Annotated in this window: 18 protein-coding genes and 3 rRNA genes; 16 read left to right on the top strand and 5 right to left on the bottom strand. The window is 45.7% G+C overall.

What is annotated here, in order from left to right; all coding sequences use genetic code 11:
• The first annotated feature begins 38 nt into the window (after nt 1–38).
• The 11 genes from zigA (at nt 39) to ABXS85_RS10195 (ending at nt 9881) form a co-directional block, all read left to right on the top strand.
• The gene (gene zigA, locus ABXS85_RS10145) at nt 39–1253 is read left to right on the top strand and encodes a zinc metallochaperone GTPase ZigA (RefSeq protein WP_353666413.1); all 1215 of its coding nucleotides are present in this window, start codon (nt 39–41) and stop codon (nt 1251–1253) included.
• A 16-nt stretch (nt 1254–1269) separates the two neighbouring features.
• Nucleotides 1270–2001, top strand: a complete 732-nt coding sequence (locus tag ABXS85_RS10150) for a PIG-L deacetylase family protein (RefSeq protein WP_353666414.1) — start codon at nt 1270–1272, stop codon at nt 1999–2001.
• A 181-nt stretch (nt 2002–2182) separates the two neighbouring features.
• Nucleotides 2183–2638, top strand: a complete 456-nt coding sequence (locus ABXS85_RS10155) for a hypothetical protein (RefSeq protein WP_353666415.1) — start codon at nt 2183–2185, stop codon at nt 2636–2638.
• 11 nt (nt 2639–2649) lie between these two features.
• Nucleotides 2650–2838, top strand: a complete 189-nt coding sequence (locus ABXS85_RS10160) for a DUF1289 domain-containing protein (RefSeq protein ID WP_353666416.1) — start codon at nt 2650–2652, stop codon at nt 2836–2838.
• 356 nt (nt 2839–3194) lie between these two features.
• On the top strand, nt 3195–3803 hold the full coding sequence (locus tag ABXS85_RS10165) for a Yip1 family protein (protein WP_353666417.1): 609 nt from the start codon (nt 3195–3197) through the stop codon (nt 3801–3803).
• A 267-nt stretch (nt 3804–4070) separates the two neighbouring features.
• Nucleotides 4071–6869, top strand: coding sequence for a monovalent cation/H+ antiporter subunit A (locus tag ABXS85_RS10170; protein WP_353666418.1), 2799 nt, complete (start codon nt 4071–4073; stop codon nt 6867–6869).
• Complete coding sequence (locus ABXS85_RS10175) at nt 6869–7237, top strand: Na+/H+ antiporter subunit C (protein WP_353666419.1); 369 nt, start codon at nt 6869–6871, stop codon at nt 7235–7237. The genes ABXS85_RS10170 and ABXS85_RS10175 overlap by 1 nt, the downstream gene beginning before the upstream one ends.
• On the top strand, nt 7238–8749 hold the full coding sequence (locus ABXS85_RS10180; RefSeq protein WP_353666420.1) for a monovalent cation/H+ antiporter subunit D: 1512 nt from the start codon (nt 7238–7240) through the stop codon (nt 8747–8749). It abuts the gene before it with no gap.
• Entirely contained in the window at nt 8746–9231 is a 486-nt protein-coding gene (locus tag ABXS85_RS10185; protein WP_353666421.1) for a Na+/H+ antiporter subunit E, read from the top strand. The genes ABXS85_RS10180 and ABXS85_RS10185 overlap by 4 nt, the downstream gene beginning before the upstream one ends.
• Nucleotides 9225–9494 (top strand): K+/H+ antiporter subunit F, encoded by a 270-nt coding sequence (locus ABXS85_RS10190; RefSeq protein WP_353666422.1) that lies wholly within the window; start codon nt 9225–9227, stop codon nt 9492–9494. Before ABXS85_RS10185 ends, ABXS85_RS10190 begins: the two co-directional genes overlap by 7 nt.
• A gap of 9 nt (nt 9495–9503) precedes the next feature.
• Nucleotides 9504–9881, top strand: coding sequence for a Na+/H+ antiporter subunit G (locus ABXS85_RS10195; RefSeq protein ID WP_353666423.1), 378 nt, complete (start codon nt 9504–9506; stop codon nt 9879–9881).
• Here the strand turns inward: ABXS85_RS10195 and amt are convergent.
• A complete protein-coding gene (gene amt / locus ABXS85_RS10200) occupies nt 9856–12912 on the bottom strand; it encodes an ammonium transporter (protein WP_353666424.1) in 3057 nt (1018 codons plus the stop codon). The genes ABXS85_RS10195 and amt overlap by 26 nt on opposite strands.
• A 475-nt stretch (nt 12913–13387) precedes the next feature.
• Between amt and cysP the strand changes: the two genes are divergently transcribed.
• From cysP to ABXS85_RS10220, 4 genes are all read left to right on the top strand, one after another.
• The gene (cysP, locus tag ABXS85_RS10205; protein ID WP_353666425.1) at nt 13388–14401 is read left to right on the top strand and encodes a thiosulfate ABC transporter substrate-binding protein CysP; all 1014 of its coding nucleotides are present in this window, start codon (nt 13388–13390) and stop codon (nt 14399–14401) included.
• A gap of 101 nt (nt 14402–14502) precedes the next feature.
• Nucleotides 14503–15360 carry a sulfate/thiosulfate ABC transporter permease CysT gene (gene cysT / locus ABXS85_RS10210; protein ID WP_353666426.1) on the top strand — a complete coding sequence of 286 codons (858 nt, stop codon included), beginning with the start codon at nt 14503–14505 and terminating at the stop codon, nt 15358–15360.
• Between the two features lie 15 nt (nt 15361–15375).
• Entirely contained in the window at nt 15376–16257 is an 882-nt protein-coding gene (cysW, locus tag ABXS85_RS10215; protein ID WP_353666427.1) for a sulfate ABC transporter permease subunit CysW, read from the top strand.
• Nucleotides 16254–17345, top strand: a complete 1092-nt coding sequence (locus ABXS85_RS10220; RefSeq protein ID WP_353666428.1) for a TOBE-like domain-containing protein — start codon at nt 16254–16256, stop codon at nt 17343–17345. Before cysW ends, ABXS85_RS10220 begins: the two co-directional genes overlap by 4 nt.
• A 22-nt stretch (nt 17346–17367) precedes the next feature.
• On the opposite strand, the gene ABXS85_RS10225 is transcribed toward ABXS85_RS10220, so the two are convergent.
• The gene (locus ABXS85_RS10225; protein ID WP_353666429.1) at nt 17368–18291 is read right to left on the bottom strand and encodes a histone deacetylase family protein; all 924 of its coding nucleotides are present in this window, start codon (nt 18289–18291) and stop codon (nt 17368–17370) included.
• A gap of 157 nt (nt 18292–18448) precedes the next feature.
• Here ABXS85_RS10225 and ABXS85_RS10230 point away from each other — a divergent pair, with 157 nt between their 5' ends.
• Nucleotides 18449–20827, top strand: coding sequence for a GNAT family N-acetyltransferase (locus ABXS85_RS10230; RefSeq protein WP_353666430.1), 2379 nt, complete (start codon nt 18449–18451; stop codon nt 20825–20827).
• A 638-nt stretch (nt 20828–21465) separates the two neighbouring features.
• On the opposite strand, the gene rrf is transcribed toward ABXS85_RS10230, so the two are convergent.
• The 3 genes from rrf to ABXS85_RS10245 form a co-directional block, all read right to left on the bottom strand.
• Nucleotides 21466–21580, bottom strand: a 5S ribosomal RNA gene (gene rrf / locus ABXS85_RS10235).
• A 205-nt stretch (nt 21581–21785) separates the two neighbouring features.
• Nucleotides 21786–24751, bottom strand: a 23S ribosomal RNA gene (locus ABXS85_RS10240).
• Between the two features lie 362 nt (nt 24752–25113).
• A 16S ribosomal RNA gene (locus tag ABXS85_RS10245) occupies nt 25114–26654 on the bottom strand.
• The 16S, 23S and 5S rRNA genes sit together here, the layout of an rRNA operon.
• Nucleotides 26655–26952 lie beyond the last annotated feature (298 nt).

Genomic DNA, 26952 nt, shown 5'->3' on the forward strand with positions numbered 1-26952 from the left:
TATAACATTAACGTTGTTTATTTTAGTGAGCGCCTGCCATGAACAAACTTCCAGTTACGGTACTGTCAGGATTTCTTGGTGCCGGTAAAACCACCGTCTTGAGCCACATTCTTAACAACCGCCAAGGTCGTAAAGTAGCAGTAATCGTCAATGACATGAGTGAAATCAATATTGATTCCGAAATTGTACAGAACGAAGTGTCTTTTAATCACAACGAAGAAAAGCTGGTTGAGATGAGTAACGGCTGTATTTGTTGCACGTTACGAGAAGACCTTCTAGAAGAAGTAGGCAAACTGGCTCAAGCCGGAAAGTTTGATTATCTCGTCATTGAATCAACCGGTATTTCTGAGCCGTTACCAGTAGCGGAAACCTTTACTTTTACCGATGAAAACCATGTCTCTTTATCTGATGTCGCCAATCTCGATACTATGGTCACAGTAGTGGATGCGGTTAATTTTCTAGTCGATTATAACCAAGCCAAATATTTAAAAGACACTGACCAATCTCTTGGTGAAGACGATGACAGAAGTATTTCCGATCTGTTGGTGGATCAAGTGGAATTTGCTGATGTGATTCTCATCAGTAAAACAGACCTTGTCGATGTTAAAGCAATCGACAACTTAACTGCCATTCTAAAAACACTTAACACGCATGCTCACATCATTCCAATTGCAAATGGCAATATCGATGTAGACCACGTTCTTAATACTGGACTGTTTAATTTTGAACGCGCGCAACAAGCCCCTGGCTGGTTAAAAGAAATGCGAGGGGAACACATTCCAGAAACCGAAGAATATGGGATCAGTAGCTTTAGTTACCGAGCGCGACGTCCCTTTCATCCAGAAAAGTTTCATCGTTTCATTGACGACATAAATACATTTGGCAAATTGATTCGCTCAAAAGGCTATTTTTGGCTCGCCTCAAGACCAACATTCGCTGGTCAATGGAGCCAAGCTGGAAGCATGGCACATTATGGGTTTGCTGGCGTATTTTGGCGAGCTATCCCCAAAGAAAACTGGCCTACCGACAAAGACTATTTAGCGAACATAGAAAAACTATGGCAAGAGCCTTTTGGAGATATGCGTCAAGAGTTGGTGTTTATCGGGCAGAATTTAAACAAAAGTGCCATGATCAGAGCCCTAGACGCGTGCCTATTAAATGAATACGAAACCTCTCTTGGCAAAGATTACTGGCTGAAATTAAAAGACCCTTTCCCAGCTTGGGGGCCTAACCACCCTTCCATCACAAGTTAAATACAAGGAAAACAATATGAAAAAGCCATCTGCTCTTATCATAAGTGCCCACGCTGCTGACTTTGTTTGGCGTGCAGGTGGAGCTATCGCCCTACATGCCGATATGGGCTATGAAGTGACTGTAGTTTGCTTATCCTATGGTGAACGAGGTGAAAGCGCTAAGTTATGGAAACAAGACGACATGACGTTGGAACAAGTGAAACAAGTTCGGCGCAAGGAAGCGCAGGCAGCAGCGGAAGCACTAGATGTCCATGACATACAATTTTTTGACTTAGGAGATTATCCGTTAGATCTGAACAATGAAGCGCGCAATCGTCTTGTCGATGTGATTCGATCTGTACAGCCGGATTTCATGATGAGCCATTCCCTGTGGGATCCATACAATACTGACCACATGAATACCACTCGATTTGTCCTAGAAGCACGTATGATAGCGCAAGCTTGGGGACATAATCCTGGCGAAAAAGTACTTGGTGCTCCTCAGTTGTATTTATTTGAACCTCACCAAACAGAACAAATGGGATGGAAACCCGATACTTTTTTAGACATCACCCAAGTTTGGCACAAAAAACAAGCCGCCATTGAGTGTATGCAAGGACAAGAACACCTCTGGCATTTCTATACCAATGTTGCCGAAAATCGGGGCAATCATTTTCGACGTAACTCTGGTGGTCAGGCTGGTGGACGCAACACCGAATATGCTGAAGGTTTTCAGTCAGTGTTCCCACGAACGGTAGACAAGTTATAAGTCAAAAAATTGTATCTCGGAAAGTTTATACAGTTTTTAGCTAGCAAACTTTGGAATGATGAAAGCCTAGTTAATCGCATGGTATTCATTAATAAGGATCTGGATGTAAACTACATCCAGCAATCCTTACCAAGCTGTTTGGCTTAAGAAAGGTACAAATATCATTGAAGAGTTAGGCGGCATGAAAGACATTAAGAATATTTTCCGTAATCTTGAAAAAAAGCTCAAACAATCAAAATGGTTTGAGGAGGATTGGGAAATTTATAACCGTGGACCTTACTTACAACTTTATAAGACCAGTTGGCATAATCATAATCAAGGTGGAATTCACTTCGAAACCTATATTGAAGCATCTCAAATAAAGCAAAAGTCTTTTCCCATTTGCCTACACGCAGAAGAAGATTGCCCATCCAGAACGGAATTTATACAGCGACTTTTAGATCGAGAAGAAGATACAATCAAAGCTTGGAAAGGCTATCAAATTATCGCTAAAGATTATCATATTCTGCAAAAGACAATGCCACTCAACTTTAAAAATCTAGAACAGCGCCTTTATGATGAGTTGAATCAATTAAGAAAACTGGCACCAAGTATAGAGCTAGTTTTACAAGAACTTGAGGCAGATACTGAAAGTTAAGGAAGCAAAAAATGAAATCTCAAAAAAGTCCTTGTATTGATGTCTGCGTGTTTTCTGGTCCAAAAGGTTGGTGTATTGGTTGCGCACGCACTCGACAAGAGTGTCAGCAATGGAAAAACATGAAACCTTACGATAAAAATTTGCTCAAAAAAGCTCTCACAAAAAGATTGCACCAATTACAGAATCAAGCCACCAAATAGCTGGCCAACATAAAATAAAAATCAACAAATTGACTATAAACACTACCTAGTAGTAAAGCAAACTAACCTTAACCCCAATCGATATTCCCAATCTCTATTGGGACCTTAATTGTGAAGATAGCACCTTACAAAATACAGCGTCCTTCTTTGAGCAAATCAAAAACAAAGCATCATCAGCCCCTATAACGCCATAAGATCTTAAAACCTATTTCTTTATAACAAAATTTTATTAATCCTTCCGTTGTTTGCTGCGTATGCAACTATACTGATGGTAAGCCACATGAGATGAGGGCGTGGCTGTATCAGGCATTTTCCAAATATTTAAGCGTTAGTTAGATAGCAACGAGGGGGAATCCATGATCAATCATGTTTGGGGTCTTATTCATCATCCAGATAAAGAATGGCGTGCCATCAACGAAGAGCACGAAACCGTTAGTCACATGTACTACCATCATGTGCTGTGGATGGCAGCTATTCCAGTAGTGAGTGCTTTTATCGGCACTACACAATTTGGCTGGTCGATTGGTGGAGAGTCCATTAAGGTATCACTGATGACTGGTTTAGGGCTGGGCGTCTTATTCTATGCTTTAATTCTGGTTGCCGTGGCCATGGTCGGCAGTGTCATTCACTGGATGGCACGCAACCATGCTAATCGCCCGCCACGACAAGAATGTATTGTCTTTGCAGGTTACATAGCGACACCACTCTTCCTAAGCGGTATCGTTGCCATTTACCCAATTATCTGGCTGTGTTTACTGACCTGCGTTTTGGCTGTTATCTACACAGGCTACCTGCTGTATCGTGGCACACCTAGCTTTTTAGGCATTAGTAACAAACAAGGCTTTATCCTTTCCAGTACCACATTAGGTATTGGCGTCTTAGTACTTGAAGCATTATTGGCCATAGTGGTCTTAGTGTGGAGCCTAGGTTCTGAGCACAGTATAGTATGGAAATTTTTTCAATAAGATTTTGATTCATAAAAACAATCTATCACTTCTTGTAACGATCGACGGAACTTTTTCCGTCGATTCTCGTCTCAAATTTACTTATTCTCAAACGCAATCTGTGATAATTTTGTCGGATATCGTTTTAGGTAGTGGTTTATCGGGCAAGGATGAACCAAACATAGTACTATGACAAAGTGCATTTATTGCCTATATTTTAGGAAACAACATGCTAGCACTCTGTTTTAACTCTGTTTTATTACCATTAACTAGGAAGGAGTTATTCCCTTGAGTTCACTGATCTGGCTGCCATTTCTCCCTTTATTAGGGACTCTGGTTCCTCTTCTTAGTGCCCGCTTAAGCCGAACGGCTTGCGCCTTTCTTACGGCAGCACTACCCGCACTCACTCTTTTGCTCGTGTTGGCCTATGCTGGAGACATTTTCCAAGGCGAACGTTTTCAGGCCATATTACCTTGGATTCCGACCATTGGACTGAATTTATCCTTCCGTTTGGATGGCTTGGCTTTGTTGTTTGCCATTTTAATTCTTGGCATAGGTTTACTGATCATTTTGTACGCTCGATATTATTTATCGGCACAAGATTCCATCGGTAAATTTTACGCTTACCTGATTTTATTCATGTTTGCCATGCTGGGTGTAGTGTTATCTAACAATCTGATTCAAATATGGTTTTTCTGGGAATTAACCAGTATCAGTTCCTTCTTATTAATCAGCTTCTGGGGACATAAAACCGAAGCCCGTAAAGGCGCCCGTATGGCGCTCACCGTAACAGGGGCTGGCGGCCTTGCCTTATTGGCAGGCCTGCTTATCTTAGGCAATACGGTTGACAGCTTTAACCTACAAGACATTTTAGACAGCGGCGATTTCATTAAAGCCAGCGCCAACTACCCAATCATAGTGGTACTTATTTTGCTGGGCGCGTTCAGTAAATCCGCGCAATTCCCGTTTCATTTTTGGTTGCCCAATGCCATGGCGGCTCCCACACCAGTCAGTGCTTACTTACACTCTGCCACTATGGTAAAAGCAGGCATTTTCTTAATGGCTAGATTCTATCCAGCCCTAGCAGATACCAATCTATGGTTCATGATAGTTAGTTTGACTGGTTTAGCCACCTTCCTCGTAGGGGCTTACATCGCTATTTTCCAGCACGACCTCAAAGGCCTATTAGCCAACTCTACCATCAGCCATTTGGGCCTCATCACTCTATTATTGGGTATGGGAACGGATTTGGCAGCCGTGGCGGCCATATTTCATATCATTAACCATGCGACCTTTAAAGCTTCCTTATTTATGGCAGCAGGCATTATAGATCACGAATCCGGCTCCCGTGATATGCGGCAACTAAATGGTCTTTGGAAATACATGCCCTACACAGCAACCCTTGCTATGGTGGCATCGGCTTCTATGGCTGGAGTGCCTTTACTCAATGGTTTCTTATCAAAAGAAATGTTCTTTACTGAGACTCTACACCAAGCCTCATTGGGCTCATTATCTTGGTTCATTCCTATCTTAGCTACCTTGGGAGGCGTGTTTGCTGTTGCCTACTCAACCCGCTTTATCCATGATGTATTCTTTAATGGGGAGCCCATTAACCTCCCCAAAACCCCGCATGAGCCACCACGCTATATGCGCGTTCCAGTGGAAGTGCTGGTTGCCTTGTGTTTGCTAGTCGGTATCTTCCCAAGCCTAGTGGTAGGAGATTTGTTATATGCTGCTGCAAGCGCAGCCCTAAATACGCCTCCACCAGAATACAGTTTGGCAATTTGGCACGGTTTCAACTTCCCATTGCTCATGAGTGTGGTGGCCTTAATCGGCGGTTTGTATATGTACTACAACCGCACTCATTTGTTTAAGTTCCAAGCACAATTCCCTGCCAGTGATCCAAAACTGGTATTTGAAAGTGTGGTTCAATACCTGACCAACAAAGCAAAGAGCATCATCACATTTACCGAGAATGGCTCTTTGCAACGCTACATTTTCTTTACCCTAGCATTAGCAGTGGTCATGACAGCTTCTTCCCTGATGAAACTGAACGCAACGGCAGGACAACGCCCAGAAATCCCTGTTGACGCCTTATCTATTACCTGCGCCGTTCTGCTCACTATTTCAGCACTGGCGACGGTAATTTGGCACAGACGCCGTTTAGTGGCCTTGTTAACCCTATCTGTAGTGGGGCTAATTGTTTCCTTAGCCTTTGCCCAATTCTCCGCACCAGACTTGGCTCTAACGCAACTATCGGTGGAAGTTGTCACTGTGATCTTGCTGATTTTGGCCCTGTTCTTCTTACCACAAAAAACCCCTAAAGAATCCTCTCCGCGCCGTGTTGTTCGTGACCTAGGTTTGGCTTCTTTAATCGGCGGTGTGGTTGGCACCATCAGTTATGCCTTGATGACCCGCCCATTGGACACAATTTCAACCTTCTTTACTGCCAATAGTAAAACCGGCGGCGGTGGCACTAACGTGGTCAACGTGATTTTGGTGGACTTCCGTGGTTTTGATACCTTAGGTGAAATTACGGTATTGGGCATTGCCGCACTAGGCATTTACAAGCTTATTGCGCGAATGAAGTTATTCATGCCATCCTCAGACGATAATGGCATGGCGTGGTCAACCGACCGTCATCCTATTCTTTTGTCCGTGATCTCACAAAGTTTATTGCCATTAGCCTTACTGGTGTCGGCCTACATATTTTTACGTGGGCATAACTTGCCTGGTGGTGGTTTCATTGCCGGCTTAATCACTTCTGTTGCTATCATTCAACAATATATTGCGCATGGTGTAGAGTGGATCAAAACCCGCATCAAATTGGATTATCAAATCATGATAGGTTGCGGCGTTGGCATTGCTACCCTAAGTGGTCTGGGCAGCTGGATCTTCGGCCATACTTTCTTGTCCTCATGGTTTGATTACTTCTATTTGCCTGTGATAGGTAAATTTGAGTTGGCCAGTGCCATGATTTTCGATTTGGGTGTCTACTTGACGGTTGTCGGAGCCACCATGTTAATTCTCGCCAATCTAGGTCAGCTAACCACCAGCGAGCGTCCTATTCAAAAGGAGCATGATTAATGGAAGGTTTATATGCATTCTGTGTCGGCTTGCTTACCGCTTGCGGTATTTTTTTAGCCCTTCGAGGTCGCAGTTTCTCAGTAGTTATCGGTCTGACTTTACTGTCCTATGCGGTCAACCTCTTCCTGTTTGCCAGTGGCCGTTTGAAGTTAAACGCGGCAGCGGTATTAGGTGAATCAGAACAATACAGTGATCCATTACCGCAAGCCTTGGTACTGACTGCCATCGTAATAGGTTTTGCTATGACAGCCTTTGCTGTCATTCTCGCCATGCGTGCTCGTGCCGATTTAGGTAATGACCACGTTGATGGCACCTTACCAAAACCACCCGCAGAAGCGCCGACTAAGTCATCTGGAGGCAATAAGTAAATGCAGCATTTGAGCATTTTCCCTGTTTTAATTCCGCTGCTGTTTGGCGCGATCATGTTGTTACCACCCATTTCGCGAGATTTGCAATCGCAACGCGTGGCCTCAATGGTAGGAACGCTATTTTTAATGATTTCTGCCGCGTTTTTGCTTTATCACGTCGATAGCGAAGGAACTCGTCTTTACGCATTAGGTGGCTGGCAAGCGCCTTTTGGTATCGTCCTAGTGGCGGATAGGGTATCTAGCTTGTTGGTGTTGCTCACCAGCTTTCTAGGCTTTGCAGTCATGCTGTATGCCATTGCTGGACGCGACAAAGGCGGCGCCTATTTCCATCCATTGTTTATGTTCCAATTAATGGGCATAAACGGGGCTTTCCTGACCGGCGATTTATTTAATCTTTTTGTCTTCTTCGAAGTGCTGTTGATTGCTTCTTATGCCCTGTTAATTCACGCCGGTGGCAAACAAAAAACTCAGGCCACGGTTCACTACGTTATTCTCAACCTAGTGGGCTCTAGTTTGTTCCTATTTGGCTTAGGTATTTTGTACGGCACTTTAGGCACCTTGAACATGGCGGATATGGCCGTCAAAGTAGGGCAATTGGAAGGGGAAACAGCCACTTTAGCAAAAACGGGCGCTTTATTTTTACTCGTGGTATTTGGTTTAAAAGCAGCCATGTTGCCAATGCACTTTTGGCTGCCTAAAACCTATGCCATTGCCTCCGCCCCCGTAGCAGCCTTGTTTGCCATTATGACCAAAGTAGGCGCGTACAGTATTTTCCGCGTTTATACAGTGATCTTCGGCGAGCACGCAGGTGAATTAGAAAACATTGCCACTCCGTGGTTGTGGCCCTTAGCTCTGTTAACCATCACCATCGGCAGCATTGGTGTGTTGGCCAGCCCAAGCGTTAGAACCTTGAGTGCCAACTTAGTCATAGTATCAAGTGGCAGCATATTGGCTTGTGCGGCTATCAATTCAATTGAAGCCACTTCAGCCGCCTTGTATTACATGGTACACAGCACTATTGCTTCTGCCGCTTTGTTCTTATTAGCTGATATCATCAGTCGACAACGAGGACAAGCGGAAGACCGCTTTGTAAAATCTCGCATGTTCTCAACACCTAAGTTGTTAGGCTTTGGCTTGGCAATCGCTGCACTCAGTTTGATTGGTATGCCGCCTTTTTCCGGCTTTGTCGGCAAAATCATGATACTTCAAGCAACTCAATCTTCGGTACAAACCATGTGGGTTTGGCCATTAATATTATTGGGCAGTCTAGCCGCTTTAGTAACCTTTTCTCGTGGCGGCACAACCTTATTTTGGCGTCATAGTGGTTCCCCAGCAACTGAAAGTGAACCTGCGAAAAACAGTGAAATTGCAGCCATCGTCTTATTGATGCTAGCCGCACCTTTGCTGGTCATCTTTGGTGGTGTAATCACGGAATACACCTTACAGGCCGCCACATCATTACATGATATCCAAGCTTCAGCCTACGACTTAATTCCAGGAGTAAGCCGATGAAACTTTTACCCATGCCATTTCACAGTGTTTTACTCTTTGTCGTTTGGCTGCTGCTGAATAATTCAATGAGCGCTGGACACATTGTTTTGGCCTTATTTTTTGCCATCGGCATTCCTTTGTTAATCAATAGCATGCATGACCAGCACCCCAAAATACTCAAGCCTTGGAAGGCCATTGGTTATGTTTTAATGGTAATGAAGGACATAGTGGTAGCAAATGTAGAAGTGGCACTCTGGATCATAGGTCCAGTGAAAAAGTTAAAACCTGGCTTTGTCGCCATTCCTATCAAAATTGAATCGGATTTAGGCATTACCATTCTCGCCAGTACCGTGTCTTTAACGCCGGGTACCGTCAGTGCAGAAGTATCACAAGACAAACAATGGCTGTATGTCCATGCTTTACATGTGGAAAGTGAACAAGACTTGATTGACTCTGTCAAACAGCGCTATGAGATGCCGATTAAGGAGATTTTTGGATGCTAACTTACACTATCTTTATTGTGGCTGTCTGTATCTGTATCGCCTTATTTTTAAACTTATGGCGTTTGATGACAGGCCCAACTATTTCTGATCGCATCTTAGCCTTGGATACCATGTACATTAATGCCATTGCTTTGATTCTGCTGTACGGCATTTATGCTGGTACCGCTTTATACTTCGAAGCGGCCTTACTGATTGCCATGCTAGGATTTGTTAGTACTGCAGCACTTTGTAAATACTTACTTCGCGGCGATATTATTGAATAGGACAAAATCATGCCATTGTATCTGGAAATTATTATCTGCATTTCGCTATTACTAGGTGGGATCTTTTTGTTGATAGGGTCGTATGGATTGGCACGTTTACCCGATATTTATATGCGCTTGCATAGCCCAACGAAAGCCTCTACCTTGGGGATCACTGGCGTGCTAGTTGCGTCTATGATCTTCCAAAGTCACTCCAAAGGCTTTTTGTCTATTCAGGAGTTTTTAATTACTTTATTCTTGTTAATTACCGCTCCTGTGGCAGCCAACATGATCGCCAAAACCGCTTTACACCATAGAACCAAAGCCCTCGACAAAACCCAAGGGCAGGATCTAATGGAAACCATTCGTGAGCGTCACTCCCCTAACCAGCAACACGATGCGGAGTAAATGCATCCACCATGGCATCCCCTATCATCGGACGTTCGAAATAATAACCTTGAAATATTTCACAACCGAGGGATGCCAAAGTCTCTGCCTGAGATAGTGTTTCCACTCCTTCCGCAACAATCAATAACTCTAAATTGTTTGCCAGATTAATAATAGTTTCACAAATCTTCGCGTCCTCAGTGTGACTATCACACTCTTCTACAAATGACTGATCGATTTTCAAGGTATCCAACGGCAAGCGTTTTAAATAACTCAAAGAAGAATACCCAGTACCGAAGTCATCAATCGCTATTCTGATATCAAGCGCTTTTAAATCTGCCAGCACTTCAACGCAACGAGCTATGTCTTGAAGCAAAACGCCTTCAGTTATCTCAATTTCCAACAGGCTGCCAGCCACATCATATTCCACCAATTTTTGTGCCACAAAAGGCACCAAAGAATCTGAAACCAAATGACGACCTGACAAATTCACCGCCACGGGCACCGCCCTCAGACCTTGCTGTTGCCAATGTTGAATTTGCCATAAGGCTTTATCTATTACCCACTCGTCTATTTTGACAATCAAGGACGATTCTTCTGCAATCGGAATAAATTCAGCTGGTGAGATCATACCCTTGTCAGGATGCTGCCAACGAATCAGCGCCTCTACTCCATAAAGTGTCTTACCATCACGTGCCACTTTCGGTTGAAAAACCAAAGAAAACTGACCATCGACCAAAGCTTCATGAATTTCTTTATCAAAACCAAACTTCTTGGTCACCACGTTCGCCATTTCTGGCGTAAAGAACTGCGCATTATCTCGTCCTTTTTCTTTGGCATAGTACATAGCAATATCGGCTTGCTGGATCAATTTATCCGCAACAATCGGTACATGATTAGTAAAGGTAATGCCGATACTCGTTGGTATAGTAAAGTCTTGCTCATTAATGTGAACAGGCACACGCATCGCCTGCAAAATATGTTGGGCTCTTTCCAGCAACAGACTTTCTGTGACATTTTGTGTAATCATTAAGACAAACTCATCGCCCCCCCAACGCGCAATTACATCCTGTTCCCCTGACACCGAGGATAAGCGCCTAGCCACTTCACACAAGAGCTCATCTCCGGCTTTATGCCCTAGGGTATCGTTAATGATTTTGAAATTATCGAGATCAAGGAACAATAAGCCTACCGAGGTTTTTTGCTTGGTGGCAATCAATAGAGAACTCACCAGTGCATCCATCAAATAAGTACGGTTATACAAGCTAGTCAAAGGATCACTGTAAGCTAAAAATCTGAGTCGTTCTTGCAGTTTAAGCTGCTTACTCATGTCTCGAATGTGCAAGGTGTATTCGCTATCTGAATTGCTATCGGTATTGGCCTTGGTAATGGCGATTTCTGCTGGAAAATCGTTGTTCGGACTGCGCTGCAAACGGAACGGATTTCGTCGATTCAATATCAAACCACTGGAAGACGAAAAGCCTGAATTCAGACTTTCAAAGATTTTTTTACGATCAGCCTCAAGTACAAACAAACCTATGAAACTCTTTCCTTCCACCTGTTTTTTCAAACAGCCAAAAGTACGCTCAGCTGCCGGATTAAATTCGATAACTGAGCCAAAACGATTGATGGTGACAATACAATCCATGGACGAATTCAAAATAGCGGACTTACGCATTTCACTCTTTTGGAAACGCATCAAGGCATCATCTCGCTGCGCAATTTCACTGCTAACTCGATCAATCACCTGATTATACTTATGGGCAATCTGTCCCACTTCCGTAAAAGGCTCTTCCGGAACAGGCTTAGAAAAATCGGCGTTATTCTGCTGATATTGCATAGAAGTGAGCAAATCCAACAATTCCGTTGTGGCCTTGTGTTCCGCCACGTTCAGCCCTTGTTCCTCTTGCTCTTTTGTCGCACGAAGCGGCATCACTCGATTTAGCAACCAAATACCTGCGTAACCCACGACAAAACAATAAGCTCCAATGGCAATCACACCCAATGACTGCACTCCCAATTGCGCCCAAAAGCTCAAACCATTATCAATCAATTTAGCATTGCCAAACAAAGCTACCGCAATTGTGCCCCAAGCCCCAGCAAACAGGTGGGCGGGCACCACATCCAGAGCATCATCCAAACGCAATTTTTCCATAAATAGGCTGCCGTAATACACAATCACGCCAGAAACCGCTCCAATAACGATGGCACTGCCTGGCAACACCACATGACAAGACGCAGTAATACCTACTAAACCAGCAATGGTGCCATTGAGCACAAAACTGACTTCCACAAAGCCATCACGAAGGTAATTGATCCCCGCCGCAATCAAACCGCCCCATGCTGCAGAAATAAAAGTATTGAGAATAATCATGGGCACATCATTGGTTAACGCCAAGGTGCTACCACCATTAAAGCCAAACCAACCAAACCAAATCAGTAGCGCACCCAACGCGGACAAAGGTAAATTATTTCCGGGCGGTAAACGAATACCTTGCTCAAAACGACCTAACCTTGGTCCAATAATCATAATCGACGCAAGCGCCACCCAACCGCCAACCGAATGCACTACGGTCGAACCTGCGAAGTCAATAAACCCCATACTCTCTAACCAACCCTGTGGCCCACTCCCGCCATATATGCCTGACCATGCCCAATGTCCGGCGACAGGGTAAATAAACGCACTCAGAATAAGGGTTACGGCCAGATACCCCATGAAGGTCATACGTTCAGCCACAGCACCAGAGGTTAACGTAGCAGCCGTACCACAAAACATCATTTGGAAAATAAAGAAGCTAATCTGCCAAGGTGAATGTTCATTGCCAAAAGCAAAATCACTAGTACCGAACAGACCCAATACAGAATCGCCGAACATGATGCCAAAACCAAAGCACCAGAAGAGCGTAGTGGAAACGATAAAATCAGAAATATTTTTTGCCGCCACATTGATACTGTTTTTACTGCGAATACGGCCACTTTCAAGACACAAAAAACCTGCTTGCATGACAAACACAAATGCCGCGGTCACTAACAACCAATTAAAATCTGCCATTTTCACCCTAACCATTACAATCTAAGAAAAAAACGCACCAAAATGAAACACACATTCAGAATGTGAATCAAAACACGAACGGTCTAATCCTTCAGACTAGGTAAAGTACGAAGTAAAAACGGATCCCCATACAGCTCAACATAAGAGGAGAGCGGACCAGAGCAAGGTAAAACAATGCCTTAGCCAGTGGAATTCGTACCTTCCTTGAGTATTACAGCCTAAATGCCATGCTTGACGGGGGTAAATTTTACTATTCAATAGTTGCGCCAATGTTGAGGTTAACAAAAGATTTTATTGCCTTTTCCTCATTAGCTGCATAAAACAAAAAGCAATACACAAGCGGATTGGCTTTTTCATTCAGAAAGACCACTTTCTATATTCCAAAATAGTTTATCCAGACGGATTGTAATAACTAAATCTTTTAATTATTCTTACCCACAATTAAGAATGAATAGCATTAAAGCTGAGGTTAGGCATGCAATTTAAATCTGGTATTTTCAAAACCATACTCGTAAGTTTGCTGCTTAGTAGCGCCGTTCAGGCGTCTGCTGCAGATCAAACCATCTTGAACACTTCATACGACATCGCACGTGAATTGTTCGCCACTTATAACCCGACCTTTCAAAAACATTGGCAAGAAAAAACGGGGCAAACTGTTGAGATCAAACAGTCTCATGCCGGCTCTTCTAAGCAAGCCAATGCCATCATGAATGGGCTACAAGCGGACGTTGTTACTTTTAATCAGGTGACGGATGTGCAAGTCTTGCACGACAAAGCTCGCATGATCCCAGCAGATTGGAAAGCAGAGTTTCCGAATAACAGCTCACCCTATTACTCCACAACGGCCTTCTTGGTACGTAAGGGCAATCCAAAAAACATCCAAGGTTGGGGTGATCTAGTCCGTGACGATGTTGCTCTAGTCTTTCCAAATCCAAAAACCTCTGGTAATGGTCGATACACTTACCTTGCTGCATTGGGCTACGCACAAAATACCTTTGGTAAAAACAACGAAAGCCAAATCGATGATTTTCTCAGCACCTTTTTGAAAAACGTATCTGTATTCGATACTGGTGGTCGCGGCGCAACCACTACCTTTGTTGAACGTGGAATTGGTGACGTACTGATCACCTTCGAATCAGAAGTGAACAACATTCGCAATCAATACGGTGCAGATCAATACGAAGTGGTGGTACCTAAAACCTCGATCTTGGCAGAATTTCCCGTCGCAGTTGTGGCGAAAAATGCTAAAAAACACGGTACGGAAGAAGTGTCTCATGAGTATTTGAATTACTTATACAGTGAAGCATCACAACGTCTATTAGCAGGCTTCAACTACCGCATTCACAACCCTGTAGTCAAAGCTGAGTTCGCACAGAAGTTTCCTGAAGTCACTTTGCTGACGGTAGAGGAAATTGCTGGCGGTTGGCCAAAAGCCACCAAAGAGATCTTCCGCAATGGTGGTAAACTTGACAAGTTACAACGTCGCTAAATTTTTCATTAAGCGATGGCCGAGTACGTTCACGTATTCGGCTTTTGTCGTTTAAAAATGGACAAAAATACGCAACACACTAACCTTCAATAGGCAATACCATGGCAACACACCTAAGCGTGGTGGAAACACGTCCCAAGCACAAAAGAGTCTTACCCGGGCTGAGCTTAAGCCTCGGCACCTCACTGCTCTTTATCAGTCTGATCATGCTACTGCCGATGACCGGCTTAATCATGCAATCAGTCGATATGGGGTGGGACGAATATTGGTACGTCATTACCAACGAAAGGGTGGTTGCCAGTTATAAAGTCACCTTGTGGGCGGCCTTTTTTGCGTCCATTTTTAACGGTTTATTTGGTTTGCTACTGGCGTGGGTTCTAGTACGTTATGATTTTCCCGGGCGCCGTATACTAGACGCTTTGGTTGACTTACCCTTTGCTCTACCCACCGCAGTAGCAGGTATTACATTGGCAACCTTGTACTCACAAAATGGTTGGTACGGTGATCTCTTAACGCAATTAGGCATCAAGGTAGCCTATACGCCGGTTGGTATTATTCTCGCCATGGCGTTTACCAGCATTCCTTTTGTGGTTCGTACGGTTCAACCCGTGTTGGAAGAGTTATCCGTTGAGGAAGAAGAAGCTGGTATGACCCTAGGTGCGTCCGATTGGGCAGTATTTCGTCGGGTTATTTTCCCAGCCCTTTGGCCAGCGCTGATGACGGGGATTGCCCTTTCATTTACTCGCAGCCTAGGAGAGTTCGGTGCCGTGATTTTCATTGCCGGCAACATGCCATACATAAGTGAAATTACCTCATTGATGATTTTCGTCAGTCTCCAGGAATTTGATTTTCCAGCGGCCAGCGCGATTGCCTCTGTGGTCTTGATGGCGTCCCTCATTCTGTTGTTTGCGATTAACCTATGGCAAGCGCGTTACTTACGTCGCTTGCACGGACGATAAAGAGGAACTTGATTCATGTCTAAACCCTCATCACAAGGTCATCAGCTAAGAGTCGGTGACAGTCCGCTGGTTAAATACAGTTTGATTGGCATCACCTTAGTATTAACGCTGATTTTATTAGTGGTCCCACTGATCGCCATTTTCCAACAAGCCTTAGTGGAAGGTGTGGGCCATTACCTGAATAGCATAGTCGAAGCAGATACACTTCATGCTATTGGTCTGACACTCTTCGTGGCTTTGCTTACCGTGCCCATTAATTTGGTCTTTGGTGTGTTGTTCGCTTGGGCAGTGACACGTTTTGAATTCCCTGGTCGCAAGCTCTTAATGACCTTGATGGATATTCCTTTTGCCGTGTCACCTGTCGTGGCAGGTTTGTTGTACTTATTGCTCTATGGCAACAATGGCTGGATTGGATCTTGGCTCTATGATCAAGACATACAACTCATGTTCGCATGGCCCGGTATCGTCATGGTCACAGTGTTTGTCACCTGCCCCTTTGTTGCCCGTGAATTGATCCCATTAATGCAGCAACAAGGCCGCGAAGACGAAGAAGCTGCGGTAATTCTTGGCGCTTCTGGCTGGCAGTTATTCCGTCGCGTCACCTTACCTAATATCAAATGGGCCTTAATCTATGGTGTCATTTTGACCAATGCCAGAGCGGTTGGCGAGTTCGGTGCCGTGTCGGTCGTATCCGGTAATATTCGCGGTGAAACCAACACCTTACCTTTGCATGTGCAACTGCAATATGAGGACTACCAAGCGGCAGCGGCTTTCGCCAGTGCTTCGTTGTTAGCCTTAATCGCACTGATTACCTTGCTGTTCAAAACTTATATTGAATGGCGCCAAGAAAAGTTATTGAACCATGAGTCTGAAAAACAACAGCAGGTAGCAAAATGAGCATTCTGATTAACAATATTTCCAAACACTTCGGCTCATTTCAGGCCCTATCACCCTTATCACTGGATATTCAAGAAGGTGAAATGATCGGTTTGCTTGGACCTTCTGGTTCAGGTAAAACCACTTTACTGCGCATCATTGCCGGCTTAGAAGGTGCTGACACAGGCCGCATCCAATTTGGTGATCGCGATGTGACCAACCTACATGTTCGTGATCGTCGTGTTGGTTTTGTGTTCCAAAACTACGCTTTATTTCGCCACATGACAGTCGCAGACAATGTCGCCTTTGGCTTACAAGTATTGTCCAAGTCAAAACGACCAAGTAACACTGAAATAAGCAAACGCGTCAGTTATCTACTCGACATGGTACAGCTTGGTCATTTAGCGCAACGCTATCCTTCTCAGCTTTCTGGCGGACAAAAACAACGTATTGCTTTGGCACGTGCCCTCGCCACCAAGCCAGAAGTACTATTACTCGACGAACCCTTTGGCGCTTTGGATGCCAAAGTACGTAAAGAACTACGCCGCTGGTTACGTGGCTTGCACGACGAGCTAGGCTTTACCAGTGTGTTTGTAACCCATGATCAGGAAGAAGCATTAGAGTTATCCGATCGCGTTGTAGTAATGAGCAACGGCCACATTGAGCAAGTAGATAAACCTGGTGATTTGTACGCATCGCCAAAAAGTCGCTTTGTGTTCGATTTCTTAGGCAACACCAATGTATTTGAAGCCAAGCACCAAAATGACCAATGGCAAAATGGCCTAGCTAACTTACAATTACCTGCCAACGCACCGCAAAAATCAGGACAAGTGTATCTTCGCTCCCATGAGTTTTTTGTGTCTTCCGTGGCGACAGAAACCGCCTCTTTGCCTTTAAAAGTCATCGCCATTAACTTAATTGGCGCGGAAGTACGTTTAGAATTGTCGCCTCTCGATTGGCACAGTGACGACATATGGGAAGTGGACTTACCACACAAAGCTTTTGATAAGCACTGTTTTGAGAAAGGGCAAAGGGTATTTGTGACACCCAAGTCTGGATATTTTTTCCCTAAGGGAGAACAAGAACACATTCAGATACATTGGGCGTAATAAAGCTTGCGCCCATATTGAATTAAAGTCTCATTAAGCTCTTAATGTGACAAAAGGCGGCACGACCTAAGGCATCTAGGTTGTAGCCGCCTTCTAACACAGACACAATGCGTCCATTACAATATTCATCCGCCACGGCCATTAATTGCTCAGTAATCCATACATAGTCACTTTCATCCAAACGCAGCTGTCCCATTGGGTCTTCTTTGTGTGCATCAAAGCCTGCTGAGATCAAGATCAATTCGGGCTGAAATGCCTGCAAAGTCGGTAACAATTGCTCACTAATGGCTTGGCGAAAGACTTTACCATTCGAACCCGCCTCCAATGGAATATGCACAATATTATCATGGGACGCACCCGGGTCTGCAAAAGGATAAAAAGGGTGCTGATAACTGGATGCGTAGAGAACCCTTTGATCACTTTGAAAAATGTTCTCTGTGCCATTGCCGTGATGAACATCAAAATCAACAATGGCCACACGCTCTAAACCCAGTTCAGTAACCGCGTATTTTGCTCCCACCGCAATGTTATTGAACAAACAAAAACCCATGGCTTTATCAAATTCTGCATGATGGCCTGGCGGTCGAACCGCACAGAACGCATTTTCCACTTGTTTATTCATTACTAGATCAATGCCTTGAATCACAGCTCCAGCAGCATAAAGAGAAGCATTTAAGGTATGTGGCATCATAAAAGTATCTGGATCTAACTCAACCTGCCCTTGCTCCGGAGAGCGTGCAAAGATGGCAGCGACATAATCTGCATCATGAGTTGCCAAAAGTTGTTCACGGGTGGCGGCTTGCGCTTCAAAGCAACGCAAAAAATCCAACAATTGTCCGTTAATCAAACGATTCTGAATGGCACCAAGACGCTGCGGAGATTCTGGATGATCCGCGCCTAAGTTGTGTTTGTCGCAAAGATAGTGAGTTATATAGGCTGTTGTCATAAAATTTGGTAAGTGCGTCACAATTTTTATTAGTGGCTTGCCCTATATCAAGCCACACCTTTACCAAGACAGTCTACCCTACCATAGTCTACAATTCTTGAGATAACCCCTTGTGTTATCTTTACCACAACGATTCGTATTGCAAGGAATAACCAAAGTGAGCTTGCACGCCTTAGAACCGCTTCTGGCCCCAAAATCCATGGTGATTTTGACTGGTGATGATCCGCACAACCCTTTGCTGTTGGCTCTACTCTCGTCCCTCAATAATGCGCCAAAGCAATGTCCTATTCAATTGGTTGGTGTGGTGCCAGAACATGACAATGACTTCCCCCATGTCGTCAATTTAGATAGTTTAAATCAACCGACTGATTTGGCCGTTTTAGTAGGCGAACATCAACAGCAAAGCATGCAAGACATCATTCGCGAGTGCGGACAGGCAAGCATTCATTCTCTCCTAATGTTATCTTGGACGAATACTCCAACTCAGGAATTAAACGATTGTCTTCGCGAACACAATGTTCGCTTACTTGGCCCCAACAGCTTTGGCGTTTGTCGTCCCAAACAAGGCGTGTACGCTTGGCTTGGCTTAACCCACCCTTTACAGGGCAAATTAGCGCTTATGTCTCAATCAGGCACAGTCGCCAGCGCCTTGGTCGACTGGGCAACGTGGCAAGGCATCGGCTTTTCCCAAGTGGTTGCTATGGGAACCCCTATCGATGTGATGCCGTCACAGGTCTTAGACTACTTATCACGGGACTTTGATAGCCAGGCCATCTTGATGTATTTGCAAAAAATTGGCCGTCCGACTCGTTTTCTCAGCAGCCTTAGAGCCACAGGTCGAAGCAAACCTGTCGCCGTGGTTGCCGAGCACGCCTTGGGTGCCGATCAACGGGTCCTGGACGCAGCCCTAAGTCGTACGGGCGCAGTACGTGGTCGTCGCCTTAATGACCTCATCGCCGCCGCTTCCGTCATGACCAATGCCAGACGCGTCAAAGACGGCTCATTGCTTATCATAGGCAATGGTGCAGGCCCAGGAGAACTAGCAGCACAAAGAGCAATGGAATTAGGTATTGACCTATTGAACCCTTCTGGAGAATTACAACATAAGTTAGAGCACACCATGGCAGGCCGAGGAGGAATAGGGCCAGTCACCACAGTATGGGCCAGCACTGCTAGCGACCTTTACATAGAGCTCGCAGCCGCTGCACTAAGCTCAGAAGATTGTGGTGCAGTACTACTCACTCTGAGTCCAACTGCTCTGATGGACATAGACAGCTTGTACGATTTAGTTACTCAATTGCACCGTACTCAGAAAAAGCTGGTAATGGTGTGTCTATTAGGCGGTGGCGGCATGACACGAATGCGTACTCGTATCAACGAAGCGGGTATACCAACCTTTCGTACACCAGAAACCGCCATAGAAGGCTTTCAATTCTTAGTACAATTTCAACGCAACCAACTGCTTGCTAAACAGGCTGCAGACAGTCACGCTTTTCGTTTTCAAATCGACGTACAACAAGCCAGTCAGCATTTGTTAAAACTCAATCGTCGCAAACAACAAACATTTGGTTTAGATGACTTAAAAGACTTATTCGAACTTTTCCATATTCGCCTAACCTCAAGAAGACAAGCTCAGCACCTACTCAATGCACCCATTCACCTTCGAGTCTTCCAAGACCCAGTGTTTGGCCCTACTATCGGTTTGGCACTGGAAGGCGCACAACAACATCAGCAAGCCGAAGCTGTGGCCTTGCCGCCTCTGAATACTCTTCTGGCGAAGGATTTAATATCACGGGCTTTTCCCGGTGAAAGCAGTTATGAGCTGGAAAGCTTGTTACGCAACCTATCGACTCTGGTGTGTGAACTAGCTGAGATAGACACTTTAGACTTAGCCGATGTGCGTTTACATGACAGTGGCAGCATCTACGCACATGTTGAAGCCAGCTTAAAAGACAGTCGATCGTTACGACGTTATGAGCATTTGGCAATCCAGCCTTATCCACGCCAATGGGTGACAGAACTCACCCTCAAAAACCAAGCGCTAGCAGTCATTCGCCCGGTATTACCAAGAGACGCTATCATTATGGCCGACTTTGTTAAAAACCTATCTCATGAAACACGCTATTTTCGGTTTATCTCCAACATAGAAGAACTTACACCAAGAATGCTCGCCACCTTATCACACATCGACTATGACAGAGAAATGGCGTTGCTGGCCGTGATACAACAAGACGGACAAGATCTACTCATTGGTACCGCCCGCTACATAGACAACTTTGATGATCAGAGCTGTGAGTTCGCAGTGGTATTGGACGATGAATTCCAAGGACTTGGACTTGCTTCCTATCTTATGCGACAACTCTTTAAAGTAGCTTATGACAAAGGACTCAAAGTCATGAAAGGCATAGTGTTAGCAGAGAACAAGCGCATGATACAGTTCTGCAAACACCTAGGCTTTAGCATCCAACGTGACCCAGATGACATAGGACAAGTGATTGCTACCATTAGATTGACGAAAGGACTTGTTGGGGAGTGAAGATTGCTTGCCCAGATACTTGTCGCATCTCAGGGGTCAGATCCCTGTAAGCGTATCAGATTCTTGCCATTACCAATGGCTTAGGGATCTACCCCTTTACAATTGCCCTATTTCACCTTCTTGTAGACGTAAAAAAGCCCCAACCGTTTCCGATCAGGGCTTCTTAATTAAGATCTTGATAAAGACCTATGCTTATCCCCTTGTGGGACTACCATAGACATAGCGAGCGCCTGTGGCGTATAAAGAGCCACTTCTGAGTTCGGGATGGGATTAGGTGGTTCAATCATACCATCGCAAGAATTGCGCCTTGGAGATTTACTCCCCTGCTTTTATTTTGAGCTTCTTCCAGACGTAAGAAAGCCCCGACCGTTTCCGATCAGGGCTTCTTAATTAAAATCTTGATAACGACCTACTCTCACATGGGATCTCCCACATGCTTATCCCCTTGTGGGACTACCATAGACATGGCGAGCGCCTGTGGCGTATAAAGAGCCACTTCTGAGTTCGGGATGGGATTAGGTGGTTAACTCGTTAGAACGCCTTTATCCTCTGAAAAGCACTTTACCTATATTCATTCTGACTTTCTTACAGACGTAAAAAAGCCCCGACCGTTTCCGATCAGGGCTTCTTAATTAAAATCTTGATAACGACCTACTCTCACATGGGATCTCCCACACTACCATCGGCGATGGCGCTTTTCACTTCTGAGTTCGGGATGGGATCAGGTGGTTCAACGCCTCTATGATTATCAAGAAAACTCGGATGTGCTCAGCACAAATTCGTCAACTTGGTATCTTTAACAATCAACTTCTGAAACAGCGATAATCAAGTATCAAACCGGAACCTCCAAGGATGGAGGAAATACTGAAAATTGTCTGGAACAATTTCAGTACTATCGTAAATTCTTTGTAGTTCACTCTGTTTTCTTCAGAGTTCACCAAAACCACTTTGGTGTTATATGGTCAAGCCTCACGAGCAATTAGTATTGGTTAGCTCAACGCCTCACAACGCTTACACACCCAACCTATCAACGTCCTAGTCTCGAACGGCTCTTTAGGGGACTTAAGTCCCAGTGAGATCTTATCTTGAGGGAGGCTTCCCGCTTAGATGCTTTCAGCGGTTATCCCGTCCGAACGTAGCTACCCGGCAATGCCACTGGCGTGACAACCGGAACACCAGAGGTTCGTCCACTCCGGTCCTCTCGTACTAGGAGCAGCTCCTCTCAAATCTCAAACGTCCACGGCAGATAGGGACCGAACTGTCTCACGACGTTCTAAACCCAGCTCGCGTACCACTTTAAATGGCGAACAGCCATACCCTTGGGACCGGCTTCAGCCCCAGGATGTGATGAGCCGACATCGAGGTGCCAAACACCGCCGTCGATGTGAACTCTTGGGCGGTATCAGCCTGTTATCCCCGGAGTACCTTTTATCCGTTGAGCGATGGCCCTTCCATACAGAACCACCGGATCACTAAGACCTACTTTCGTACCTGCTCGACGTGTCTGTCTCGCAGTTAAGCGTGCTTTTGCCTTTACACTCTATGCATGATTTCCGACCATGCTGAGCACACCTTCGTGCTCCTCCGTTACTCTTTGGGAGGAGACCGCCCCAGTCAAACTACCCACCACACAGTGTCCTCGATCCCGATAAGGGACCTGAGTTAGAACCTCAAACATACCAGGGTGGTATTTCAAGATCGGCTCCACTAAAACTGGCGTCTTAGTTTCAAAGCCTCCCACCTATCCTACACAAGTAGGTTCAAAGTTCACTGTGAAGCTATAGTAAAGGTTCACGGGGTCTTTCCGTCTAGCCGCGGATACACAGCATCTTCACTGCGATTTCAATTTCACTGAGTCTCGGGTGGAGACAGTGTGGCCATCGTTACGCCATTCGTGCAGGTCGGAACTTACCCGACAAGGAATTTCGCTACCTTAGGACCGTTATAGTTACGGCCGCCGTTTACTTGGGCTTCGATCAAGAGCTTCGCCTAAGCTAACCCCATCAATTAACCTTCAAGCACCGGGCAGGCGTCACACCCTATACGTCCACTTTCGTGTTTGCAGAGTGCTGTGTTTTTAATAAACAGTCGCAGCCACCTGGTATCTTCGACCGACCAGTGCTTACGGAGCAAGTCCTTCACACCGGTCGGCGTACCTTCTCCCGAAGTTACGGTACCATTTTGCCTAGTTCCTTCACCCGAGTTCTCTCAAGCGCCTTGGTATTCTCTACCTGACCACCTGTGTCGGTTTGGGGTACGGTTCACACATATCTGACGCTTAGAAGTTTTTCCTGGAAGCAGGGCATCAACCACTTCGTCCAAAAGAGGACTCGTCATCAGTTCTCAGCCTTCTCTAAAAGAGGGCGACCCGGATTTTCCTAAGTCACCAGCCTACAACCTTAAACGCGGACAACCATCGCCGCGCTGGCCTAGCCTTCTCCGTCTCTCCATCGCAATATGCATAAGTACAGGAATATTAACCTGTTTCCCATCGACTACGCTTTTCAGCCTCGCCTTAGGGGCCGACTCACCCTGCCCTGATTAACATGGGACAGGAAACCTTGGTCTTCCGGCGAGGGAGGTTTTCACTCCCTTTATCGTTACTCATGTCAACATTCGCACTTCTGATACCTCCAGGGTGCCTTACAGCTTCCCCTTCAACGGCCTACAGAACGCTCCTCTACCATACTAGTAAACTAGTATCCGTAGCTTCGGTGTACAGTTTGAGCCCCGTTATATCTTCCGCGCAGGCCGACTCGACTAGTGAGCTATTACGCTTTCTTTAAAGGGTGGCTGCTTCTAAGCCAACCTCCTAGCTGTCTAAGCCTTCCCACATCGTTTCCCACTTAACTGTAACTTGGGGACCTTAGCTGACGGTCTGGGTTGTTTCCCTTTCCACGACGGACGTTAGCACCCGCCGTGTGTCTCCCGTGCTCATACTCATTGGTATTCGGAGTTTGCATGGGGTTGGTAAGTCGGGATGACCCCCTAGCCCAAACAGTGCTCTACCCCCAATGGCAATACACGAGGCGCTACCTAAATAGCTTTCGAGGAGAACCAGCTATCTCCGAGCTTGATTAGCCTTTCACTCCTATCCACAAGTCATCCCCGGACTTTTCAACGTACGTGGGTTCGGTCCTCCAGTTAGTGTTACCCAACCTTCAACCTGCTCATGGATAGATCGCCCGGTTTCGGGTCTATTCCCAGCAACTATACGCCCTATTAAGACTCGGTTTCCCTACGGCTCCACTACATGCTTAACCTTGCTACTGAAAATAAGTCGTTGACCCATTATACAAAAGGTACGCAGTCACGGTGTCACTCAAACTCCCTGCTTGATTTTTTGCGGTTGGCCTTGCTTCGCTAAGGCAACCATCAAGAAGCTTGAGTTGACACCGCTCCCACTGCTTGTACGTACACGGATTCAGGTTCTATTTCACTCCCCTCACTGGGGTTCTTTTCGCCTTTCCCTCACGGTACTGGTTCACTATCGGTCAGTCAGGAGTATTTAGCCTTGGAGGATGGTCCCCCCATGTTCAGACAGGATAACACGTGTCCCGTCCTACTCGTTTTCATTCAAAAGGCGTTTTCGTATACGAGGCTATCACTCTCTACGGCCGCTCTTTCCAGAGCCTTCTACTAACACCAATTAAACTTAAGGGCTAATCCCCTTTCGCTCGCCGCTACTCAGGGAATCTCGGTTGATTTCTTTTCCTCCGGGTACTTAGATGTTTCAGTTCCCCGGGTTCGCCTCGTATGGCTATGGATTCACCATACGATACCCGCAAGCGGGTGGGTTTCCCCATTCGGACATGTTCGGATCACAGCGTGTTTATCCACTCCCCGAACCTTTTCGCAGATTACCACGTCCTTCATCGCCTCTGACTGCCAAGGCATCCACCGTGCACGCTTAGTCACTTGACCATATAACCCAAAATAGTTTTTTAACTTTCTAAGTGATACTTAGTCCGTCACTACTCTGAACTACATACCAACGCCGCTTTTGTCTCAGCATTGGATTTACGATCTTAGATTGTCGTCATTCTTAATCAGAAGGAAGTAAGATTAAGCACAACGCAATCCACCGGTTTGACGCTTGATTATCGTCTATTTCAAAAATTAAATTGTTAAAGAGCAAGTTTAGTGCAAAGCACTAAGTCAGATGCTTGATGATTCCATCAAACCTCTTGCTTAGAACTCTGTCTAATTCGCTTTAAGATAAGTAACCATGAGAACTCATGGCCATCAGATAATTTGTGTGAACGCTCACCAGAACTTTCATCGTTTAAGGAGGTGATCCAGCCCCAGGTTCCCCTAGGGCTACCTTGTTACGACTTCACCCCAGTCATTGACCACTCCGTGGTAACCGCCATCCCTAAGGTTAAGCTAGCTACTTCTGGAGCAATCAACTCCCATGGTGTGACGGGCGGTGTGTACAAGGCCCGGGAACGTATTCACCGTGGCATTCTGATCCACGATTACTAGCGATTCCGACTTCATGGAGTCGAGTTGCAGACTCCAATCCGGACTACGACGCACTTTATGGGATTCGCTTACTATCGCTAGTTCGCAACCCTTTGTATACGCCATTGTAGCACGTGTGTAGCCCTACTCGTAAGGGCCATGATGACTTGACGTCGTCCCCACCTTCCTCCGGTTTGTCACCGGCAGTCTCCTTAAAGTTCTCGGCATCACCCGCTAGCAAGTAAGGATAAGGGTTGCGCTCGTTACGGGACTTAACCCAACATTTCACAACACGAGCTGACGACAGCCATGCAGCACCTGTCTCAGAGCTCCCGAAGGCACCAAAGCATCTCTGCTAAGTTCTCTGGATGTCAAGAGTAGGTAAGGTTCTTCGCGTTGCTTCGAATTAAACCACATGCTCCACCGCTTGTGCGGGCCCCCGTCAATTCATTTGAGTTTTAACCTTGCGGCCGTACTCCCCAGGCGGTCTACTTATTGCGTTAGCTGCGCCACTAAGTCATTACAACCCAACGGCTAGTAGACATCGTTTACGGCGTGGACTACCAGGGTATCTAATCCTGTTTGCTCCCCACGCTTTCGCACCTCAGTGTCAGTATCAGTCCAGGGTGTCGCCTTCGCCACTGATGTTCCTTCCTATATCTACGCATTTCACCGCTACACAGGAAATTCCACACCCCTCTACCGTACTCTAGCCTGCCAGTATCCGGTGCCATTCCAAGGTTGAGCCCTGGGATTTCACATCAGACTTAACAAACCACCTACGCGCGCTTTACGCCCAGTAATTCCGATTAACGCTCGCACCCTCTGTATTACCGCGGCTGCTGGCACAGAGTTAGCCGGTGCTTCTTCTGGAGCTAACGTCAAAATACTTGGGTATTAACCAAGCACCCTTCCTCACTCCTGAAAGTGCTTTACAACCCTAAGGCCTTCTTCACACACGCGGCATGGCTGGATCAGGCTTGCGCCCATTGTCCAATATTCCCCACTGCTGCCTCCCGTAGGAGTCTGGGCCGTGTCTCAGTCCCAGTGTGACTGGTCATCCTCTCAGACCAGTTAGAGATCGTCGCCTTGGTAGGCCTTTACCCCACCAACTAGCTAATCTCACGCAGGCTCATCTAATAGCGGAAGGCTCAAAAGAGTCCCCTCCTTTCCCCCTAAGGGCGTATGCGGTATTAGCATGCGTTTCCACATGTTGTCCCCCTCTACTAGGCAGATTCCTACGCGTTACTCACCCGTCCGCCGCTCGTCGGCAAGAAGCAAGCTTCTCCCGTTACCGCTCGACTTGCATGTGTTAAGCCTGCCGCCAGCGTTCAATCTGAGCCATGATCAAACTCTTCAGTTAAAATCTTTTAACTAATTGCTCGAAAGCAAAAGTTTGCTCACTCAAATATCGAAACACTAACAATTACTTTATAAAGCGAATTGACGTGTTTGACTCTCGTAAGACTTCAATTTTCTCGAAGCCCCAGCGAGCGCCCACACAAATTATCTGATTATCTATTTTAAAGAGCGTCTGACTTAATATTGGATGTTTCATTGTTCTGAAGAGCACCCCGTGTCAGTGGGTGCGTATACTACCTTGCCAATTTTTTTAAGCAAGCACTTTTTTCATTTATTTATAAAAAAGGCGGTAGAGCTTC

Source organism: Marinomonas sp. THO17, assembly GCF_040436405.1.
Lineage (GTDB): Bacteria > Pseudomonadota > Gammaproteobacteria > Pseudomonadales > Marinomonadaceae > Marinomonas.

Excerpts from the sequence above, each read along its gene's own strand:
- zigA (WP_353666413.1), top strand. The coding sequence starts at position 39 with ATGAACAAACTTCCAGTTACGGTACTGTCAGGATTTCTTGGTGCCGGT.
- ABXS85_RS10150 (WP_353666414.1), top strand. The coding sequence starts at position 1,270 with ATGAAAAAGCCATCTGCTCTTATCATAAGTGCCCACGCTGCTGACTTT.
- ABXS85_RS10155 (WP_353666415.1), top strand. The coding sequence starts at position 2,183 with ATGAAAGACATTAAGAATATTTTCCGTAATCTTGAAAAAAAGCTCAAA.
- ABXS85_RS10160 (WP_353666416.1), top strand. The coding sequence starts at position 2,650 with ATGAAATCTCAAAAAAGTCCTTGTATTGATGTCTGCGTGTTTTCTGGT.
- ABXS85_RS10165 (WP_353666417.1), top strand. The coding sequence starts at position 3,195 with ATGATCAATCATGTTTGGGGTCTTATTCATCATCCAGATAAAGAATGG.
- ABXS85_RS10175 (WP_353666419.1), top strand. The coding sequence starts at position 6,869 with ATGGAAGGTTTATATGCATTCTGTGTCGGCTTGCTTACCGCTTGCGGT.
- ABXS85_RS10180 (WP_353666420.1), top strand. The coding sequence starts at position 7,238 with ATGCAGCATTTGAGCATTTTCCCTGTTTTAATTCCGCTGCTGTTTGGC.
- ABXS85_RS10185 (WP_353666421.1), top strand. The coding sequence starts at position 8,746 with ATGAAACTTTTACCCATGCCATTTCACAGTGTTTTACTCTTTGTCGTT.
- ABXS85_RS10190 (WP_353666422.1), top strand. The coding sequence starts at position 9,225 with ATGCTAACTTACACTATCTTTATTGTGGCTGTCTGTATCTGTATCGCC.
- ABXS85_RS10195 (WP_353666423.1), top strand. The coding sequence starts at position 9,504 with ATGCCATTGTATCTGGAAATTATTATCTGCATTTCGCTATTACTAGGT.
- amt (WP_353666424.1), bottom strand. The coding sequence starts at position 12,912 with ATGGCAGATTTTAATTGGTTGTTAGTGACCGCGGCATTTGTGTTTGTC.
- cysP (WP_353666425.1), top strand. The coding sequence starts at position 13,388 with ATGCAATTTAAATCTGGTATTTTCAAAACCATACTCGTAAGTTTGCTG.
- cysT (WP_353666426.1), top strand. The coding sequence starts at position 14,503 with ATGGCAACACACCTAAGCGTGGTGGAAACACGTCCCAAGCACAAAAGA.
- cysW (WP_353666427.1), top strand. The coding sequence starts at position 15,376 with ATGTCTAAACCCTCATCACAAGGTCATCAGCTAAGAGTCGGTGACAGT.
- ABXS85_RS10220 (WP_353666428.1), top strand. The coding sequence starts at position 16,254 with ATGAGCATTCTGATTAACAATATTTCCAAACACTTCGGCTCATTTCAG.
- ABXS85_RS10225 (WP_353666429.1), bottom strand. The coding sequence starts at position 18,291 with ATGACAACAGCCTATATAACTCACTATCTTTGCGACAAACACAACTTA.